General features: G+C 56.6%; 17 protein-coding genes. 9 read left to right on the top strand and 8 right to left on the bottom strand.

The genetic code is table 11. The annotated features are described in order from the left end of the window. Positions 1-28 precede the first annotated feature (28 nt). The gene (locus Q666_RS57230) at positions 29-505 is read right to left on the bottom strand and encodes a GNAT family N-acetyltransferase (protein WP_022998748.1); all 477 of its coding nucleotides are present in this window, start codon (positions 503-505) and stop codon (positions 29-31) included. Positions 506-565: 60 nt separating this feature from the next. After that, positions 566-1,234, bottom strand: a complete 669-nt coding sequence (locus tag Q666_RS57225) for an alpha/beta hydrolase (protein WP_022998747.1) — start codon at positions 1,232-1,234, stop codon at positions 566-568. Positions 1,235-1,533: 299 nt separating this feature from the next. Between Q666_RS57225 and Q666_RS57220 the strand changes: the two genes are divergently transcribed. The 8 genes from Q666_RS57220 (at position 1,534) to tenA (ending at position 9,280) form a co-directional block, all read left to right on the top strand. Then, complete coding sequence (locus Q666_RS57220) at positions 1,534-2,703, top strand: cysteine desulfurase family protein (RefSeq protein ID WP_022998746.1); 1,170 nt, start codon at positions 1,534-1,536, stop codon at positions 2,701-2,703. 103 nt (positions 2,704-2,806) lie between these two features. Further along, positions 2,807-4,279 carry a Fe-S cluster assembly protein SufB gene (sufB, locus tag Q666_RS57215; RefSeq protein WP_031268546.1) on the top strand — a complete coding sequence of 491 codons (1,473 nt, stop codon included), beginning with the start codon at positions 2,807-2,809 and terminating at the stop codon, positions 4,277-4,279. A gap of 66 nt (positions 4,280-4,345) precedes the next feature. Then, entirely contained in the window at positions 4,346-5,101 is a 756-nt protein-coding gene (sufC, locus tag Q666_RS57210; protein ID WP_006933229.1) for a Fe-S cluster assembly ATPase SufC, read from the top strand. Positions 5,102-5,115: 14 nt separating this feature from the next. Then, on the top strand, positions 5,116-6,435 hold the full coding sequence (locus tag Q666_RS57205; protein ID WP_022998744.1) for a SufD family Fe-S cluster assembly protein: 1,320 nt from the start codon (positions 5,116-5,118) through the stop codon (positions 6,433-6,435). Positions 6,436-6,470: 35 nt separating this feature from the next. Continuing rightward, complete coding sequence (locus Q666_RS57200; RefSeq protein ID WP_022998743.1) at positions 6,471-7,727, top strand: cysteine desulfurase; 1,257 nt, start codon at positions 6,471-6,473, stop codon at positions 7,725-7,727. Between the two features lie 11 nt (positions 7,728-7,738). After that, the gene (locus tag Q666_RS57195; RefSeq protein WP_006933232.1) at positions 7,739-8,134 is read left to right on the top strand and encodes an SUF system Fe-S cluster assembly protein; all 396 of its coding nucleotides are present in this window, start codon (positions 7,739-7,741) and stop codon (positions 8,132-8,134) included. Between the two features lie 73 nt (positions 8,135-8,207). Then, positions 8,208-8,585, top strand: coding sequence for a Fe-S cluster assembly scaffold SufA (gene sufA / locus Q666_RS57190; protein WP_022998742.1), 378 nt, complete (start codon positions 8,208-8,210; stop codon positions 8,583-8,585). Positions 8,586-8,617: 32 nt separating this feature from the next. Continuing rightward, positions 8,618-9,280, top strand: a complete 663-nt coding sequence (gene tenA, locus Q666_RS57185) for a thiaminase II (protein ID WP_022998741.1) — start codon at positions 8,618-8,620, stop codon at positions 9,278-9,280. Positions 9,281-9,354: 74 nt separating this feature from the next. Here the strand turns inward: tenA and Q666_RS57180 are convergent, their stop codons facing one another. The 4 genes from Q666_RS57180 to parE form a co-directional block, all read right to left on the bottom strand. Beyond that, positions 9,355-10,434, bottom strand: a complete 1,080-nt coding sequence (locus tag Q666_RS57180) for a GGDEF domain-containing protein (RefSeq protein ID WP_208984159.1) — start codon at positions 10,432-10,434, stop codon at positions 9,355-9,357. Positions 10,435-10,539: 105 nt separating this feature from the next. Next, complete coding sequence (locus tag Q666_RS57175; RefSeq protein ID WP_022998739.1) at positions 10,540-11,988, bottom strand: DEAD/DEAH box helicase; 1,449 nt, start codon at positions 11,986-11,988, stop codon at positions 10,540-10,542. A gap of 299 nt (positions 11,989-12,287) precedes the next feature. Continuing rightward, positions 12,288-13,016, bottom strand: a complete 729-nt coding sequence (locus Q666_RS57170) for a sulfotransferase family 2 domain-containing protein (RefSeq protein ID WP_152533427.1) — start codon at positions 13,014-13,016, stop codon at positions 12,288-12,290. A gap of 99 nt (positions 13,017-13,115) precedes the next feature. Next, positions 13,116-15,161: a DNA topoisomerase IV subunit B gene (parE, locus tag Q666_RS57165; protein WP_022998737.1), complete on the bottom strand. Its 2,046-nt coding sequence runs from the start codon at positions 15,159-15,161 to the stop codon at positions 13,116-13,118. A 587-nt stretch (positions 15,162-15,748) separates the two neighbouring features. Here parE and Q666_RS57160 point away from each other — a divergent pair. Next, positions 15,749-16,606, top strand: coding sequence for a tetratricopeptide repeat protein (locus Q666_RS57160; RefSeq protein ID WP_173013998.1), 858 nt, complete (start codon positions 15,749-15,751; stop codon positions 16,604-16,606). 655 nt (positions 16,607-17,261) lie between these two features. On the opposite strand, the gene xth is transcribed toward Q666_RS57160, so the two are convergent. Both xth and erpA read right to left on the bottom strand, forming a co-directional pair. Beyond that, positions 17,262-18,044, bottom strand: coding sequence for an exodeoxyribonuclease III (xth, locus tag Q666_RS57155; RefSeq protein ID WP_022998734.1), 783 nt, complete (start codon positions 18,042-18,044; stop codon positions 17,262-17,264). 67 nt (positions 18,045-18,111) lie between these two features. After that, positions 18,112-18,453, bottom strand: a complete 342-nt coding sequence (gene erpA, locus Q666_RS57150) for an iron-sulfur cluster insertion protein ErpA (protein ID WP_022998733.1) — start codon at positions 18,451-18,453, stop codon at positions 18,112-18,114. Between the last annotated feature and the right edge of the window lie 16 nt (positions 18,454-18,469).

The following is an 18,469-nucleotide window of genomic DNA, read 5'->3' as shown; positions in this document are numbered from 1 at the left end:
AATTGTTACAGGGACTTGGCGGTTGCTCTCAATTGCGTGCAGGGTACCCTGGAGCGCGCAATTCAAAGCCAGTCTTGGAGGTGGTGAACCCGAGGTTCTCGTAGAACCGATGAGCGTCCTTGTTGGCTGAACCCGACAGCAACATCACCTTGAAACATCCGGCCGAAAACGCCTTGTCGGTGGCAACACGAAGTAGTGCCTTTCCAATTCCGCTCCCCCGACAGTCGGCATGTGTAACGACATTTTCAACAAGGGCGAATGGTGCGCAGCCACGCGTCAGATTAGGCACGACAATCAGCATGCAGGTCGCAACCAATGTGCCTTCCATTTCTCCGACAAGCAAATCGACACTTTGTTGCGTCAGGATCTGGTGAAAAGTTTCGAGGCGAAAATCATCATCAGCGGCAATGTCGTTGGAAATCAGTTGGGCATAGAGCGCGCAAAGTCCCTGGAAATCTTCGGACTTTGCCGAGCGGATGACGAGACTGTCTGTTGAGACGGGCATGAGAACCGCAGGCGTTCGGACAAATGAAAAGCCCGCCGGGAGGCGGGCTTCGGTGTCGTGTCAGTCGATGTCGACGTAATCGGATGGCGTCAGCCCAAGCCGCCCATCCACATATGTGCCGCAACGCTGCATGAGCTCGTCCATATCGTTTTCGAAGAAATGGTTGGCTCCCGGAATGGTCTCATGATCGATCACGATGCCTTTCTGGGTTTTCAGCTTGTCGACCAGCGTCTGCACATCCTTCTGCGGAACGACCTTGTCGTTATCACCATGAATGATCAGGCCGGAGGACGGGCAGGGGGCCAGGAAAGAGAAGTCGTGCAGGTTTGCCGGTGGGGCGACAGAGATGAAGCCTTCGACTTCAGGGCGGCGCATCAGCAACTGCATGCCGATCCAGGCACCGAACGAGAAACCGGCAATCCAGCAGGCGCGGGCGTCTGTGTGTACGGTCTGCACCCAGTCGAGAGCCGCCGCTGCATCGGACAGTTCGCCCTGGCCATGGTCGAAGGAGCCTTGCGACCGGCCGACGCCGCGGAAGTTGAAACGCAGCACTGCAAATCCGCGCCGGGCGAACATGTAGTACATCTGGTAGACGATCTGGTTGTTCATCGTGCCGCCGAATTGCGGATGCAGATGCAGAACCAGGGCAATGGGCGCGTTGCGTTTTCTGGCGGGATGGAACCGGCCCTCAAGCCGGCCGGCGGGACCGTTGAAGATCACCTCAGGCATGAAACGCTATGTCCTTGTCATTTTGTCGCGCAGAAGAAGATCGCGCGGTAATTTGGGCTCACGATACGTGGTTTCCCGTAAGTCTAAACTTGACTCTTTGTCTCCGAGTTTCTAGAACCCTGTTTAGAATTATTCGAAAGTTCGCACCATCCCTCAACAGGCAGACGATGCTCGGTTCGACCGGTTGGGGGCAGTTATCGTCATCATGGCGGAAAAATTCAAGGTTTTTCGCACATGTGACTGATAATAAAGCGAAAATTCGATTTTTGCGAAACTCGAGTTCAAGCGTAAGAGGCGCTATGCAGCAGCAGTCAGCCCCGATCTATCTGGACTACAACGCCGGCGCGCCTCTGCGCGAAACCGCGCGTGAGGTCATGATCGAGGTGCTGAATGATGCAGGCAACGCATCCTCCGTTCATGCTCACGGCCGCAAGGCGCGTGGACGCATTGAAACCGCACGCGAACAGGTTGCCCGTCTTTGCAACGCCAGGAACCGTGCTGTGACATTTGTGTCCGGCGGAACGGAAGCGAACATGACGGCGCTATCACCGGCCTGGCAAGACCAGGGAGCGCCCGTTTACCTCGACAAGTTGTTCAGGAGCGCTATCGAGCATCCTTCCGTGATGACTGGCGGACGCTTTGCGGTTTCCGATCAGGTGGTCATACCTGTCGACAGCGATGGCCGTGTTGAGCTGGGTGCCCTCGAACTGGCTGTCAAGGACGCTGGGCCAAGCCTCATTTCCGTGATGGCTGCCAACAATGAAACCGGTGTCATCCAGCCTCTTGCCGAAATCGGTGCCATTGCCGAAAGACACGGCCACTTCTTTCACGTCGACGCGGTTCAGGCTGCCGGCCGGATGCCGATCGATCTGGAAAGCTGGAAGGCAGATGTCCTGACGCTGTCTGCTCACAAGTTCGGTGGTCCGCAAGGCATTGGCGCGGTTGTGGTGCGTTCAACGGCCCGTGTACCTGCGCCACTCATGGTTGGCGGTGGTCAGGAAAACTGGCGCCGTGGCGGCACGGAGAATGTCTCGGCAATCGCCGGCTTCGGCATTGCCAGCAAGGCCGCTCTTGAAGAATCGGCCGATACGCGCCATCTGAGCGATATGAAGGCGAAGCTCGAAGCCGGGCTGTGCGCGATTTGTCCTTCGACAGTTATTTTTGGCGACAAGGCTGAAAGACTGTCCAACACCTGTTGCTTTGCCGTTCCGGGCATTCCGGCAGAGACCGCGCTGATCGCCTTCGATCTCGACCATATCTCGGTTTCATCCGGTTCAGCCTGTTCTTCCGGCAAGGTGTCCGTGTCTCATGTGCTGACAGCCATGGGCGTTCCGGAAGATCTTGCCCGCTGCGCCTTGCGTATCAGCATGGGGTGGAATACCAGCGGCGCCGATATCGACAGGTTCCTTGAGCTGTGGCCGAAAATCGTCGGCAGGCTCAATCCGCAAGCACGTCATCAGGCGGCTTGACGACAAGATTTAGGCAGCTTCGCTGCCAGACATGGCGCAGGTGACAAGGTCCCTGCAGGAAATAACAAAAGCAGGCACGAGGCCTGTTGAATGGAGGCAAGACATGCCAGCTGTACAGGAAACCATCGATACGGTGAAAGCCATCGATGTCGACCAGTATAAATACGGCTTTGTGACCGATATCGAGTCGGAAAAAGGCGCCAAAGGCCTATCCGAGGAAACCGTTCGCTTTCTGTCGGCTAAAAAGAACGAGCCGGAGTGGATGACCGAATGGCGCCTTGATGCGCTCCGCCGCTTTCAGCAGATGGAAGAGCCGACCTGGGCGCGCGTTTCCTACCCGAAGATTGATCTCGACGACCTCTATTACTGGGCGTCCCCGAAATCCGTCGAAGGCCCGAAAAGCCTGGACGAAGTCGATCCGGAACTGCTGGCGACCTACGAAAAGCTCGGTATTCCGCTGCGCGAGCAGGAAATCCTGGCCGGTGTCGAGCCGAAGAACCGGGTTGCGGTCGATGCTGTGTTCGATTCCGTTTCCGTCGTCACCACGTTCAAGGAAGAGCTGAAGAAAGCCGGCGTCATCTTCTGCTCCATTTCCGAAGCACTGCGAGAATATCCGGATCTGGTGAAGAAGTATCTCGGCTCCGTCGTTCCGGTGACCGACAACTACTACGCGACGCTGAACTCGGCAGTCTTTTCGGATGGATCCTTTGTCTATGTGCCTGAAGGCGTTCGCTGCCCTATGGAACTGTCGACCTATTTCCGTATCAACGAACAGAACACCGGTCAGTTCGAACGCACGCTGATCATCGCGGAGAAGGGCGCCTACGTCTCCTATCTGGAAGGGTGCACGGCACCTCAGCGTGACGAGAACCAGCTTCATGCCGCTGTCGTTGAACTGGTGGCCCTGGATGATGCGGAGATCAAATACTCCACCGTCCAGAACTGGTTCCCGGGCGACAAGGACGGCAAGGGCGGCATCTATAATTTCGTCACGAAGCGTGGCGACTGCCGCGGCAAGAATTCCAAGATCTCCTGGACGCAGGTCGAGACCGGATCAGCGATTACCTGGAAATACCCGTCCTGCATCCTGCGCGGCGAAAATTCGCGTGGTGAGTTCTATTCGATCGCGGTTTCCAACGGCTACCAGCAGGTCGACAGCGGCACAAAGATGATCCACCTGGGCAAGAATTCTTCCAGCCGGATCATTTCCAAGGGCATTTCCGCAGGCAAGTCCCAGAACACTTATCGTGGCCTGGTTTCCGCTCACCGAAAGGCCTCGAATGCACGCAACTTCACCCAGTGTGACTCACTGTTGATTGGCCAGGACTGCGGTGCTCACACCGTGCCTTACATCGAGAGCAAGAATGCCTCGGCCCAGTTCGAACACGAGGCGACTACTTCGAAGATCTCGGACGACCAGATGTTCTATTGCCTGCAGCGCGGCCTTTCCGAAGAAGAAGCCGTGGCGCTGATCGTCAACGGTTTCGTCAAGGACGTCATCCAGCAGCTGCCGATGGAATTCGCCGTCGAGGCACAGAAGCTGATCTCGATCAGCCTGGAAGGATCCGTGGGCTAGAGGGCCTGCAAAGTTACGAATTGATTTGGGCCTTGAATGCCCGCCGAAATACGAGGAACAATCTCAATGCTTGAGATCAAAAACCTGCATGCCCGCATTGCGGAAGACGAAACAGAGATCCTGCGCGGCATCGATCTGACCATCAATGCAGGCGAAGTACACGCCATCATGGGACCGAACGGTTCCGGCAAGTCGACGCTGTCCTACATCCTGGCCGGCAAGGACGACTACGAGGTTACCGAAGGCGAGATCCTGTTCAACGGAGAAAACCTTCTTGAGATGGAGCCGGATGAGCGCGCTGCTGCGGGCCTGTTCCTGGCGTTCCAGTACCCGATCGAGATCCCGGGTGTTGCCACCATGGAATTCCTCAAGACGGCGATGAACGCACAGCGCAAGGCGCGCGGTGAGGACACGCTGTCGATCCCGGACTTCATGAAGCGCGTCAAGGAAGCCGCCGGTCACCTGAACGTCTCCATGGACATGCTGAAGCGCCCTCTCAATGTCGGCTTCTCTGGTGGTGAGAAGAAGCGTGCGGAAATTCTGCAGATGTCCTTGCTGGAGCCGAAGCTCTGCGTTCTCGACGAGACCGATTCCGGCCTCGACATCGATGCGCTCAGGATCGTTTCTGAAGGCGTGAACAAGCTGCGCGGTCCGGATCGCGCCATGGTGGTGATCACCCACTATCAGCGTTTGCTTGACCACATCGTTCCGGACGTCGTCCACGTTCTGTCCAAGGGCCGCATCGTCAAGACCGGCGACAAGGACCTGGCGCTGGAGCTGGAAAAGAACGGTTACGCCGACTACATCGACACGGCCGCCTGAGGGAGCAAAGCGATATGAACGCCAGCGCACCCATCAAACACACCCAGGCGGAAAGCGACCTGCTGGAGCGTTTCGACAGCGCGAAAGACGGTTTGGCCGGCTCGGTTGCCGTCAAGGCTCTGCGCGAAGCGGCGCTCGGCCAGATTCGGGACCGTGGACTGCCGCATCGCCGGGTAGAGGAATACAAGTATTCCGACCTGCGCGCCTACATGAAGTCAGCAGCCCCGCTTGCAGGATCGGCTGATGAAGCCGCGGCCAGAAGCCTGATCGAGACACAGGACGGTTTCGGAGATCTCGACCGCTTCCGTATCGTCGTTGCCAATGGGTCCTATCTTGCCGCGCTTTCGGACGTGGAAGCGCTCGCAGGCGAAGGTGTAACCCTGAAAAACGTTGCCGATGCTCTCGGCGGCGAAACAGGCACCCAGCTGATTGCGTCGCCAAAGACGGGACCGTCCGACGGTGTCGTTGCCTTGAACACTGCCTTCCTCCAAGGCGGCGTCGTCATGACAGTCGCGGCGGGCGTGGAAGTGTCCAAGCCGGTCGAGCTGGTTCAGGTGGCGACTTCCACGGGCGCGCAGGCCGTACGCAACCGCATCGAACTTGGCGAAGGCGCAAAATTACGTCTTCTGGAAACCTTTGTCGGAGATACCGGCGAAGGGGAACTGAACACGGTGTTTGACTACGATCTCGCCGACAAGGCAGCGCTTGCTGCCACGCGATTGATCGTCGGCAAGACGGACGCCGCGCAGCTGTTTACGACAATCGCAACGCTTGGCGCTGAAACCGAGCTGAAATCGCTTGGCTTCATCGCTGGACCGCAGTTCACGCGCAACCAGCAATTCATCAACTTTACCGGCGAAAATTCGGAAGCGAAAATCTACGGCGTGACCATGGCTGGCGGTAAATCGCTGGCTGATCAGACGCTGATCGTCGATCATGCTGTGCCACACTGCAACAGCCGCGAGTTCTTCAAGACCGTGCTGGACGGCGAGGCCAGGGGGGTCTACCAGGGCCGCATCAACGTTGCCCAGCATGCGCAGAAAACCGATGGCGAGATGATGACCCAGGCTCTGCTCCTCTCCGAGGATGCGGAAATGGCGAACAAGCCGGAACTGGAGATTTTCGCGGACGACGTATTGTGTGCCCATGGTGCGACCAGCGGACAGATAGATGAAGACCTGCTCTTCTACCTTCGTGCCCGTGGCATTCCGGAAGACGAGGCAAAGACCCTTCTGGTACTCGCTTTCCTGTCCGAAGCGATTGAAGAATACGGCGAGGACGATGTGACCGAAGGCCTGGAAGCGCGCGTGCGTGACTGGCTTGCCAATCACTGACATCTGAAGCGAACGGGAATAAGGAGCAGCGCCGCATGACGGTCGCGACCGCAGAAGAAACAACCGGCAGCACCGGTTACGACGTCGAAACCATCCGTCGGGATTTTCCGATCCTGTCGCGGGAGGTTTACGGCAAGCCGCTGGTCTATCTGGATAACGGTGCTTCCGCCCAGAAACCCCAGCAGGTGATCGATGCGGTGACCAAGGCTTACTCGGAGGAGTACGCCAACGTTCATCGTGGCCTGCATTTCCTGTCGAATACCGCAACGGACAACTATGAAGCCGCGCGCGAGAAAGTGCGCCGTTTCCTGAATGCCGGATCCGTCGATGAGGTGGTTTTCACCAAGTCCACGACCGAAGCGATCAACCTGGTGTCATATGGCCTCGGGCCCGACTATTTTGCCGATGGCGGTGAAATCGTTCTGTCGATCATGGAGCACCACTCCAACATCGTGCCTTGGCATTTCCATCGGGAGCGTCACGGTGCGAAGCTGAAATGGGTCTATGTGCGCGAGGATGGCTCGTTCGATCTTGATGCCTTTGCTGATACCTTGACGGACAAGACAAGACTGGTTGCGCTCACGCACATGTCGAATGTTCTGGGCACGGTCGTTCCGGTGAAGGAAGTTTGCCGGATCGCTCATGAACGGGGCATCCCGGTGCTTGTGGACGGAAGCCAGGCGGCCGTACATCTTCCTGTCGACGTTCAGGACATCGACTGCGACTACTATGTCTTCACGGGACACAAGGTCTATGGGCCGTCGGGCATCGGGGTCTTGTGGGGCAAGCCGGATCGGTTGAAAGCCTTGCGTCCCTTCAACGGTGGCGGCGAGATGATCCTCGACGTGACCGAGGACCTTGTTACCTATAATGAACCGCCGCACAGGTTTGAGGCAGGTACGCCACCGATCGTGCAGGCAATCGGTCTTGGCGCGGCTCTCGACTATATGGATGCGATAGGCCGTGAAAACATTGCACGCCACGAAGCTGATCTGAAGGATTATGCCCACCGGAAGCTGCGCGAGATCAACTCGCTGCGGATTTTCGGGGATGCGCCGGACAAGGGTGCAATTGTCTCGTTCGAACTGCAGGGCGCCCACGCGCACGACGTTGCCACGATCATCGACCGGGCAGGGGTCGCCGTGCGGGCAGGGACCCATTGTGCACAGCCGCTCTTGGCAAGATATGGTGTGACCTCTACATGTCGGGCAAGCTTCGGGCTTTACAACACGCGTGCGGAAGTGGACGCGCTGTATGAAGCCCTGTTGAAGGCTCAGAGCTTTTTCGGGTAAGGACGGACCCCATGGAAAACGCTACCACAATCGATACCGGCGCGGACGGCGAAGAGTTGCAGACGGAAGTCTCGGCCAAGAGCGCCATTCCGGCAAATGAACTCGACCAGCTGACTACCGATATCATCGGTGCTTTGAAGACGGTCTACGATCCGGAAATTCCGTGTGACATCTATGAGCTTGGCCTGATCTACAAGGTCGATATCGAGGATGACAGGTCGATCAACATCGACATGACCCTGACGGCCCCGGGCTGCCCTGTGGCTGGCGAAATGCCGGGCTGGGTGGAAAATGCCGTTTCTGCGGTTGCAGGGGTGGGGCCGGTCAACGTCGATATGGTCTTCGATCCTCCCTGGACACCCGATCGCATGTCTGACGAAGCGAAGGTTGCGCTCAACTGGTATTGAGCTTCAAGCCTTTAATCGGATAAGCTGAAACCCCATATCAGGTTTAGCATTCGCTGCACTGAACGAGGATCATATGGCTTCCGCCGCTAAATTCCAGGTGATGACCCTGACTGACGCCGCCGCCGAGCGCGTGAAGGAACTTGTCGAGAACTCCGACAAGAATGCCATCGGCTTGCGTGTCGGTATCAAGAAGGGCGGCTGTGCCGGTATGGAATACACCATGGAAATGGTGGATGCGGCGCGGCCAGGTGATGATGCCGTTGAAGACAAGGGGGCGAAACTCTTCGTGGATCCTTCTGCCGTGCTCTTTCTGCTCGGCACGGAAATGGACTTCGAAGTGACGAAGTTCCGTTCAGGCTTCATCTTCAAGAACCCGAATGAAGTGTCCGCCTGTGGCTGTGGGGAATCCGTTTCGCTTCAGGCTGCGGACCTGAATGCCCTGGCACGCTGATCGCGCCTTTCTATCTATTCGATGAGAGTTTCATGAGCCTTTTCGAGCGGCTGAAGGCCGACGCCGGCCCGCAATGGTCTGACTACACCCGTCATGCATTTGTTCAGCAGCTTGGCGCGGGAACGCTGCCGTTATCTTGTTTCAAGCACTACCTGGTTCAGGACTATCTGTTTCTCATCCAGTTCGCCCGCGCTTATGCGCTTGGCGTCTACAAAAGCCCGTCAGTCGCCGACATGCGTCAGTCACTGGACGGGGTAAAGGCGATTCTGGATGATGAACTCGATCTGCATGTCGAGATGTGCCGCAGTTGGGGCATGGAGCGTGACATGATCGAGCAGGCACCAGAAGACACGCCCACAATGGCTTATACGCGCTTTGTGCTCGATGCCGGAATGGCTGGTGATCTCCTGGACCTTCAGGCAGCTCTTGCACCTTGCGTAATTGGTTATGCGGAAATTGGAGCCAGGCTGGCCGCGGAAGGTTGCGACACCGATGGCAATCCCTACGCACGCTGGATCCGGGAATACGCCAGCGAAGGCTATCAGGAACTCGCAAAGGGCTTTGTCGCCTGGCTCGACGGTACTGCAGGCCAGACGTTGACGGAGCACCGCTATCCGCGCGTCCTGTCCATTTTTGAGAAGGCCTGCCGCTTGGAAAGTGATTTCTGGCAAATGGGGCTGAATGCAAAAGACTGAGACAGTTTTCTGCTCAGCCCCTGTTTTCCGATGGATTTTGAGACTCGATACTTGATCGGGGACAATGCCTTGGATCAGGCAACGTCTTCCCGCTGATCCACTCCTGCAAGATCCTTTTCAGTCTTCACAAGGTTTCGACCGGCATCTTTTGCAAGGTAGAGCGCTTCGTCCGCGCGCGAAACGATGGAATGGACCGTATCGATGTTCTCGTAGGTCGCGATGCCGACAGAGATGGTCACACGGCCGAGATTTTCTCCCGTTGAACGTTTCACGAGTTCTTTAGACATCACCGCATTTCGGATGTTTTCGCCAATTTCGGCGGCATCTTCGAGCCCGACATGTGGCAGAATGATCGCAAATTCCTCACCGCCATACCGGCAGGCGATGTCCTGTGCCTTGATGTTCTGTTTAACCGCAAGTGCGACAAGCCGCAGAACCTGGTCGCCAGTCTGGTGGCCATAGGTGTCGTTGAACTTCTTGAAGTGATCGATATCGGTCATCAGCAAGGAGAAGCCACGACCGCTCTCCTTTGATTGATCGATGACACGTTCAATCGAGTTCTCGAAGTGCTTGCGATTGTTGAGTGTCGTCAGCTCGTCCGTCAGGGATTCGTAGCGGATCGCTTCCAGTGACGACTGCAGGTTCTCAATGTGTTTCTTGGACTCCAGCAGCTGGCTCTCCAGCTTGCGGTTGGACGCAACTGCATTCTGGGTCGATTTCACCAGATGTGTGACATAGTTCTGTAATTTCTCCGGATCGGAGACCGACCTGATCTTTTCGCCAGCCTGCTCGAGCGCGGTGCCATAATCGGACGTGGCGTCGGCACTCAGCTTTAGTGTGTCGACCAGTTCTTCAACTTCCCGGGAAACCTTGGAGCCAACTTCATCCAGGCGATCACCGAGCCGTGTCGGCGACAGGAAACGGCCGTAAAGGGTCAGCATCTCGTCGGTGCTGATCCTGCCGTTGGATTTTATGGATTCATTGACGGCCCTGTTCAGGCCTTGATTGTATCCAGCCGCGTAAGTGTACCAAAGCTCGTAGGAACGAGGGTAGGCTGGCAGCACATTCTTCTTGATGTAACTGATCGCGGATTCTCCATACTGGATAGTCCGCTTATGGTCGTCTTCATCCGCCATCAAGTTTCTCTCACCCATGCCTTGCGAATCCGCCCCACACGGACACAAGAACTAGGTTTTAAACTCGGCTGGAAGGTTTAAGGAGCCGTTAAGCTTAAAGCAAAACCTGGAGAGAATTCGGCGTTACGATGCCTTTTTAGGCCGCGGCTCACGCAGAAGAAACGCAGGAATGTGAACGCCAGCACCGAAGGCAGGTTCCAGTTTATCGTTTCTGGAGCGCTTGCCAGTCTGCCGTTGCGGCAGGTTTGAGACCGGTGTCGGGTTCAGCATTTCCGGGAGTTCCTCCATCTGCTCTTCCACGACTTCGCTTGGCTTGCTCTGCGACCGGCGACGATTGGAAGGCTTGGGTTGTTCTGCAGCCTCGTTGTCGTTGCTCGACCGTGCGTTCCTGGAAGGCTTGCCGGCCTTGCGGCGTGCCTTGCGTTCCTGAGCGGCAGCTTCGAAGTCGATCGCATCGCCCAGCCAGTCGATGTCCTTCTTGATCAATGTCTGAATGGCATCGAGGTATTTCTGGTCTTCACTGGTTACGAGCGTGAAGGCTGTGCCCTTGCGTCCGGCGCGGCCCGTCCGGCCGATCCGGTGGACATAGTCTTCGGCATTGCTCGGAACATCGAAGTTGAAGACGTGGCTGACCTCGGGAATATCGAGGCCACGCGCGGCAACGTCACTCGCGACAAGGAGCTTGATCGTTCCCTTCCGGAAATTGTCCAGCATCATCATGCGTGTACGCTGGTCCATGTCGCCATGGAGAGCGCCGACGTTGTATTCATGACGCTCCAGAGACCGGTAAAGCGTCGTCACGTCCCGTTTGCGGTTGCAGAAGACAATCGCATTCTTGAGGTCTTCAGCACCTTCCAGCAGTTCGCGCAGGGCTGCGCGCTTTTCGTAGTCCTTGGACTCGGCTGCCTTCAGAAACTGAGCGACGTTTTCAGCCGTCGACGAGGTTGGAGCGACTTCGATACGGGCAGGATTCTGCAGGAACGTTTCGGTCAGACGCTGGATTTCCGGTGGCATCGTCGCCGAGAAGAAAAGAGTCTGACGAGTGAACGGGATCAGTTTGCAGATCCGCTCGATATCCGGAATGAAGCCCATGTCGAGCATACGATCGGCTTCGTCGATGACGAGGATTTCAACGCCCTGCAACAACAGCTTGCCGCGCTCGAAGTGATCAAGCAGACGGCCAGGCGTCGCGATCAGAACATCTGTGCCACGGTCGAGCTTCTTGTCCTGGTCGGAAAAGGAGACGCCGCCGATCAGCAGGGCAACATTGAGTTTATGGTTGGTGCCGTATTTGGCGAAATTCTCTTCGACCTGCGCAGCGAGTTCGCGCGTCGGTTCCAGGATGAGCGTACGCGGCATCCGCGCACGAGCGCGGCCCTTTTCGAGCAGCGTCAGCATGGGCAGTGTGAAACTTGCGGTCTTGCCGGTTCCGGTCTGAGCAATGCCAAGGATGTCGCGGCGCTCAAGCACCTGCGGAATGGCTCCCGACTGGATTGCCGTGGGTTCCTTATAACCTGCTGCTTCAACTGCAGCGAGGACCTTCTCGCTAAGACCGAGAGTATTAAATGCCATGGAGCGCTTTGCCCGAATGTTGTGATTGTTAATCGGCGGCGCCGTGGGAACCGCCGGTGCCAATGTGCGCACACCCTACATTCATGCGCTCAGGTGTCAATGCGCTTGAGAGGTAAAGTCTCAAGAAAATCGAGTAATTCCGAGTACGATTTGCCATCTCAGTTAATAGTGCAACCAAGTTGGTTCATGAAATCGGCTGGAAAATCAGTATGCGTTGCCCAAAATGCAGGCGCAAACGAAGGTATGTGTTTCCGAAAGTATCGCTTCAGCCGGTATTCGATACGTAAAATTGCGCAGCGTCAGGCAGAAAGAGCCGTCGGTTTGTAGAACAGGTCGTAGTCTGACTTGTAGCGCCGCCGCAGCTGCTGAACCAGGCTGTCTTCGGTAAAGGACAGCAGCGTCTCCCTGCCGACAAAATTGTCCACGTGATACGCGACAGGAGATTTCGTGCGGAACCTGAGAGAGCTTTCCGAAAGAAAAGTCGCGAATGACTGGTCGAAATCTTCAAGCTGCAAGATCAGATCGGCCGTCAACATGCCTTTGTAGGTGAGGGCAGCTGTCTGGCTGCGAAACAGATTGTCTGCTTCCAGGTCCGAGATCGACGCAACGTGTGACACGAACTCCTGAGGTGTCATGTCCTGATTGAACTGGCGCTCTTCATAATAGGCAGGAAGCGGATCGGCACTCAGGATGACTTTCTCATAACAGTAGGCCAACCGATGCATCGGATCCTGGACCCAGGCCGCGACTTTCATTTCGGGATGCCGCCGCTTGAGTTCGCGTGCTGTCAGTAACTCCACATTCCCGTGGAAGAGCAGCCGTTCCGTGGCAGCGGTCCGAAGATCAAAACCGGAAAGGGCCTTGAGCTTGTCGGTGCCGGCAAGGCAATGAAGAACCGGGCGCAGAAGTTGAAAAGCAGGTTCTGCGATACGGGCAAAGGCGATCTTGTGCTTGGGAAAAGCCAGGAAGACATGATTTCGCAAGGGGCGAAGCCGTCTGTCCAGTATCGAATACATCCGGTTTAACATGCTACGTTTCCGACCGGTCAAATAGGCAGTGCGGGCAAAAATATACGCCCGCCCAACCTCTTCAAAAAAAGATATAGATCAAAATACCTGCTGTTGCGGCTAAATATCAAGATCCTCAGCGAATTCAGCGTTGTCCTGAATGAACCGGAAGCGCGCTTCCGGCTTGTTGCCCATCAGCCGTTCAACGGTGTCGTTGGTGTCTGTTACAGCTTCTTCTTCGACAACGACCTTCAGCATGGTCCGCTTGGACGGATCCATCGTCGTTTCCTTCAGCTGAGCCGGCAACATTTCACCCAAACCCTTGAAACGGCCGATTTCCACCTTGGATTTACCCTTGAAGACGGTCTCCATCAATTCGTCTTTATGGGCATCGTCGCGTGCATAGAGGGTCTTCCCCCCCTGGCTGAGACGATAGAGTGGTGGCACGGCCAGGAAGAGATGGCCGCCACGGATTAGCTCCGGCATTTCGCGGTAAAAGAAAGTAATCAAAAGTGATGCAATGTGGGCACCGTCGACGTCAGCATCCGTCATGATGACGATCTTCTCGTACCGCAGGTCACTTTCCCGGTATTGGGAGCGCGTGCCGCAGCCAAGGGCCTGGATGAGATCGGCAAGCTGCTGGTTGGCAACGAGTTTGTCGCGGCCGGCGTTTGCGACGTTCAGGATCTTGCCGCGCAACGGCAAGACGGCCTGGTTGGAACGGTTGCGCGCCTGTTTGGCCGAGCCACCTGCCGAGTCACCCTCAACGATGAAGAGTTCGGTGCCATCGGACTGGTTTGCCGAGCAGTCGGCAAGTTTGCCCGGGAGGCGCAGCTTGCGCACGGCTGTCTTGCGGGCGACGTCTTTTTCCTGGCGACGGCGCAAGCGCTCATCCGCGCGATCGATCACCCACTCCAGAAGCTTGTTTGCCTGGTTGGGGGAGGCTGTCAGCCAATGGTCAAATGCATCTCGGACAGCCGTCTCCGCAATGCGCGTGGCTTCGTTGGTCGCCAGTTTGTCTTTGGTCTGGCCGACGAATTCAGGCTCACGGATGAAGACGGACAGCATTCCGCCGGCTGATGTCATCACATCATCGCCGGTGATGATGGATGCCTTCTTGTTGTTTGTCAGTTCGCCATATGCCTTGAGGCCGCGCAGCAGGGCATATCGGAAACCCGCTTCGTGAGTTCCGCCTTCCGGTGTCGGCACGGTGTTGCAGTAGGAACTGACAAAGCCGTCGCCGGCAAACCAGCTCACTGCCCATTCCACGGATCCATGTTTGCCGGCGTTGTCGGTGCGGCCGAAGAACACGTCGTCGACGACACGGCGTTCCTTGGTCAGTCTCTCGTTGAGAAAGTCACGAAGACCGCCGGGGAAGTGAAACACGGCCTCAGCCGGTGTCTCGTCCTTTTCAGACAGCAATTCAGGTGCGCAGTGCCAGCGGATCTCGACACCGCCAAAGAGATAGGCCTTGGACCGTGCCATCTTCAAAAGGCGCGCCGGGACAAATTTGGCGCCTTTGCCGAAGATTTGATCGTCTGGTTTGAAGCTGACCTGGGTCCCGCGTCTGTTCTGGGTGTCGCCAACCAGCTCGAGAGGACCCTGGGCGTGACCGCGGCGGAAAATCTGGCGATAGAGCTTGCGGCTGCGTGCGACCTCTACAATCAGTTCCTCTGACAGCGCATTGACCACGGAAATGCCGACACCGTGCAGACCGCCAGAGGTCTCATAGACCTTGCTGTCGAACTTGCCGCCCGCATGCAGCGTCGTCATGATCACTTCGAGTGCGGACTTGTCCTTGAACTTCGGGTGAGGGTCGACAGGAATACCGCGGCCGTTGTCGGTGATCGTCAGATAGCCATCGCTGGAAAGCGACACGTCGATCCACGTCGCATGGCCGGCAACCGCTTCATCCATGGAGTTGTCGATCACTTCGGCAAAGAGGTGATGCAACGCCTTTTCGTCAGTGCCGCCGATATACATGCCTGGCCGGCGCCGAACCGGCTCGAGCCCTTCGAGAACTTCGATGTCGGCCGCTGAATAATCGTCGCTGACCGCGACAGGCGCAACGGGACGCGGCTTTTGCGGAGCTGGGGCGGGCTCATCTTGTGTCATTGGGGCAGAGACCGCCGCGTTGCCTGCAAACAGATCGTCTTTTGCGCTCATTCCGTATCGCCTGATGGGTCTTGGGTCACAGTTTTTACAAACTCAGCGCTGTTACCTACACCGAATCATGTCTCAGTTTGAAGGACAAAGATAGAACGGCAAAGGTAATTGGCCAAAAGCCCCCGTTTTCAACAGCCCGGGACCCAAAAATCCGATCTGGAAACACATCATCAACCCGCCTGTGTTGAAATAAGGGTCTTGAATGGGAGAGGGGTGGTCACAATATGTGCCAATTCCGCAACAGTTACTGACAGAGTCATTTGCAGGGCCCCGGTTTGCCGCCGTTGCCCCTGTTCGGCCATGTTTGCCCGTCACCCGTTACGCTAATGTCTGGGACGACCAGATCGGGATCAACTCCTGAAGTGGTTCACAGTCCGGACAAAAGTGTCAGGAAATGGTCTTATTTCGGCGTCGTATGGCCCAACTTAAGACGAAATGATCGGCCAATTTAGGCCACTCCGAAACAGTGGGTCCCGCAGGCATATGCTTTGGGGCCGAAGAGACAGCAAATGCGCTTGGCGCGGACAAAAAACAAGAAAGTCCGTCGGGGATCTGTTTCGTTGCCGACGGATAATAGTGTGACTGGGATGCCTAAGAACAGCACAAAGCTTCAACGCATGGGAAGAGCCGGAACCGTGCTCGGTGCGTTGATCCTGATCGGCCTGACAGGGCCCGTGGCCGCCTTTGACGGTCAGCCGGCGCCTGCACGGGCGATCGGTCCGAACGATCTTTCCCCGTCTGAAGCACTGCGGGCCGGTGCCCGCCAATATTATTCCGGCGACAAGGCCGCTGCGCTTGGGTCGCTGCAGTATGCCGCCGAAAACGGTCAGCCTATGGCCGCCTGGAAGCTGGGCGAAATGTATGCCTCCGGCGACGGCGTCAAGGAAGACGATCTCAAGGCTTTCGAATATTACAGTCAGATCGTTCGTGAGCACGGGGAAGATCGCCCCGATGCACCGGATGCTCCCTTCGTCTCAAGCGCCTTCGTTGCGCTCGGTTCCTACTATCTGAACGGCATCGACGGCGCTGTGCCCAAGAATGAATCACGTGCCCGTCAGATCTTCACGCATGCCGCGTCCTATTTCGGCGATGCCGATGCCCAGTATGAACTTGGCCGCATGTACCAGGAAAACAACAGCCGCATGGCCGTTCGTTGGTACAATCTTGCCGCGCTCAAGGGACATGTGGGTGCCCAGGCACGCCTTGGTGAAACGCTCTATGCACTCGGTACGTCGGACAAGAAAAAAGCTCGCGGCCTGATGTGGATGACCGTTGCCCGGGAACAGGCCAAGGGGACGGATGCCAGCTGGATTCATTCCATGCACGAGCAGTATTTCGCGGTTTCGCCCGAGCCTGTCAGGCAGATGGCCAGATCAATGGCTGACGGATGGTTGAAGCAAAATCGCCCGGACGTGCTCACCGCACAGCAGTTGCCCGCACAATAACCTCAAGATCGTAGAGCCCGATCTGAACACCAGGTGCGTGTGATCGGCTGCAATGGGTTTCGCACAGCCAAGTCATGTCTTGCTCCGGTTCGAAGCTGGAAAGTGCCAGGGCTGCAGAAAATCCGCTTTATCTTATGATTGGACTTCAACCGAAGGATGAGCCGGTGTCGTCGGACGACTGGTCGTGAATTTATCGATCGCAGGGCTTTGAATTTGGGTCAGTGGGCAAGGCGCGTTGCTGATCTGCCAGGACGTGTTGTTCAGCACCATTTCACATGTCGCCATTCGCAGCCCGGATGGGCTCTTCAGGCATATAGATTCACCTACGCCGTATTTCTCGCCCTGGTATCGGCAGGTACAAGAGACGTCTTGCGCCCGAGCCGCGCTGCCTGACCCAAGAACCAGACCGAAAATCAGACCGAAAAACAACCATGCGGTGACAGTAAAGACCGAACGACCGGCAATCGAAGTCGTTACCGGTGTGTCTGTTCCGCATGTCGCCGTCGCGGATGTTGGTCGGCTGAGCGTCATCCCATGATGGAAAAAAGCTTACCATGACGTCAGCCGACTGCAAGCCCGGTTTCCGGGCACGCACCGCGCTTCACGCCTGTATCAGCAATGGTGTGGTGTCGGATTTCTGGAGGCAGTTTCTGTTTCAAGCAGCCAGCTTCACCCAGACTGGCACATGATCCGACGGCTTTTCCCAGCCGCGCACATGCTTGTCTATACCGCAGCCTGAAAACCGGTCTGTGGCCTGCGGAGACATCAGAATATGATCGATCCGAATGCCATTGTTTTTTTGCCAGGCACCTGCCTGATAGTCCCAGAACGTGAAGGTTTCCGGCGCTTCGCTGCAGGACCGGACTGCTTCAGTCAAGCCGAGGTGGGTGAGGGCACGGAAGCGTTGCCGGCTCTCAGGCTGAAAGAGAGCGTCTTCCAGCCAGTTCTGCGGGTTCTTGGCATCCACGGGATCGGGGATCACATTGTAGTCTCCAAGCAGCAGGAATGACGTTTCCTCTGAAAGACGCTTTTGAGCATGCGCAATCAAGCGGTCCATCCACTCGAGCTTGTACGGAAACTTTTCTGTTCCCAGCGGATTGCCGTTGGGAAGATAGAGGCAGCCGATTCGAACCTGGCCACTATCCGTCGACAGACTGCCTTCAATATAACGGGCCTGTTCGTCCGCATCGTTTCCGGGCAAGCCGCGCTGAATATCAGTCAGCGGCGTCTTGGACAGAAGCGCCACGCCGTTGAAACCCTTTTGGCCGTGCGTTTCGACGGCGTAACCGAGGTCTTCAAACGGTTGACGGGGAAAGTTCTCGTCGACGGACTTGATTTCCTGAAGGCAGGCAACATCCGGAGACGCTTCCTTGAGCCACTCAAGGACAGTGTCGATACGTGCCTTGACGCCGTTTATGTTCCAGGTCGCAATTTTCATGAGCGCGGTTGCCTCAATTGTTCGAAACTGCCGGGGCAACCGGCGTCAATGCGGTATCGCAACAGTGTCAGATCGTGAAACTGGTGCCGCAGCCACATCCGGCGACCGCATTCGGGTTGTTGATCTGAAAAGATTGGCCAATCAGATCATCGACGAAATCGATTTCCGATCCGCTCATATATTGAAGGGAAATGGAATCGATCAGAACCGTTGCCCCCGGCTTTTCGATCACCAGGTCGTCGTCTTCGCGGCTGTCGACCACGTCATATTTGTACTGCAGTCCGGAACATCCGCCACCTTCCACGCTGACACGCAGCATGCTGCCGCCCGGTTCCTTCGACAAAATCGATGCAATGCGCTTGGCAGCGCGGTCGCTGACTGTTACGCCAATTTCAAGTGTTTCGGTCATCTTTCACCGACTCGCT

The sequence above is a fragment of the Labrenzia sp. C1B70 genome (assembly GCF_000475395.1).
Classification (GTDB): Bacteria; Pseudomonadota; Alphaproteobacteria; order Rhizobiales; family Stappiaceae; genus Roseibium; species Roseibium algicola.
The sequence above is the reverse complement of the archived record's forward strand: the minus strand, read 5'-3'. Positions and strand labels throughout refer to the sequence as shown.

Bases quoted from the DNA above. Each gene is read 5' to 3' on its own strand.
- Q666_RS57230 (WP_022998748.1), bottom strand. From the start codon at position 505: ATGCCCGTCTCAACAGACAGTCTCGTCATCCGCTCGGCAAAGTCCGAA.
- Q666_RS57225 (WP_022998747.1), bottom strand. From the start codon at position 1,234: ATGCCTGAGGTGATCTTCAACGGTCCCGCCGGCCGGCTTGAGGGCCGG.
- Q666_RS57220 (WP_022998746.1), top strand. From the start codon at position 1,534: ATGCAGCAGCAGTCAGCCCCGATCTATCTGGACTACAACGCCGGCGCG.
- sufB (WP_031268546.1), top strand. From the start codon at position 2,807: ATGCCAGCTGTACAGGAAACCATCGATACGGTGAAAGCCATCGATGTC.
- sufC (WP_006933229.1), top strand. From the start codon at position 4,346: ATGCTTGAGATCAAAAACCTGCATGCCCGCATTGCGGAAGACGAAACA.
- Q666_RS57205 (WP_022998744.1), top strand. From the start codon at position 5,116: ATGAACGCCAGCGCACCCATCAAACACACCCAGGCGGAAAGCGACCTG.
- Q666_RS57200 (WP_022998743.1), top strand. From the start codon at position 6,471: ATGACGGTCGCGACCGCAGAAGAAACAACCGGCAGCACCGGTTACGAC.
- Q666_RS57195 (WP_006933232.1), top strand. From the start codon at position 7,739: ATGGAAAACGCTACCACAATCGATACCGGCGCGGACGGCGAAGAGTTG.
- sufA (WP_022998742.1), top strand. From the start codon at position 8,208: ATGGCTTCCGCCGCTAAATTCCAGGTGATGACCCTGACTGACGCCGCC.
- tenA (WP_022998741.1), top strand. From the start codon at position 8,618: ATGAGCCTTTTCGAGCGGCTGAAGGCCGACGCCGGCCCGCAATGGTCT.
- Q666_RS57180 (WP_208984159.1), bottom strand. From the start codon at position 10,434: ATGGGTGAGAGAAACTTGATGGCGGATGAAGACGACCATAAGCGGACT.
- Q666_RS57175 (WP_022998739.1), bottom strand. From the start codon at position 11,988: ATGGCATTTAATACTCTCGGTCTTAGCGAGAAGGTCCTCGCTGCAGTT.
- Q666_RS57170 (WP_152533427.1), bottom strand. From the start codon at position 13,016: ATGTTAAACCGGATGTATTCGATACTGGACAGACGGCTTCGCCCCTTG.
- parE (WP_022998737.1), bottom strand. From the start codon at position 15,161: ATGAGCGCAAAAGACGATCTGTTTGCAGGCAACGCGGCGGTCTCTGCC.
- Q666_RS57160 (WP_173013998.1), top strand. From the start codon at position 15,749: ATGCCTAAGAACAGCACAAAGCTTCAACGCATGGGAAGAGCCGGAACC.
- xth (WP_022998734.1), bottom strand. From the start codon at position 18,044: ATGAAAATTGCGACCTGGAACATAAACGGCGTCAAGGCACGTATCGAC.
- erpA (WP_022998733.1), bottom strand. From the start codon at position 18,453: ATGACCGAAACACTTGAAATTGGCGTAACAGTCAGCGACCGCGCTGCC.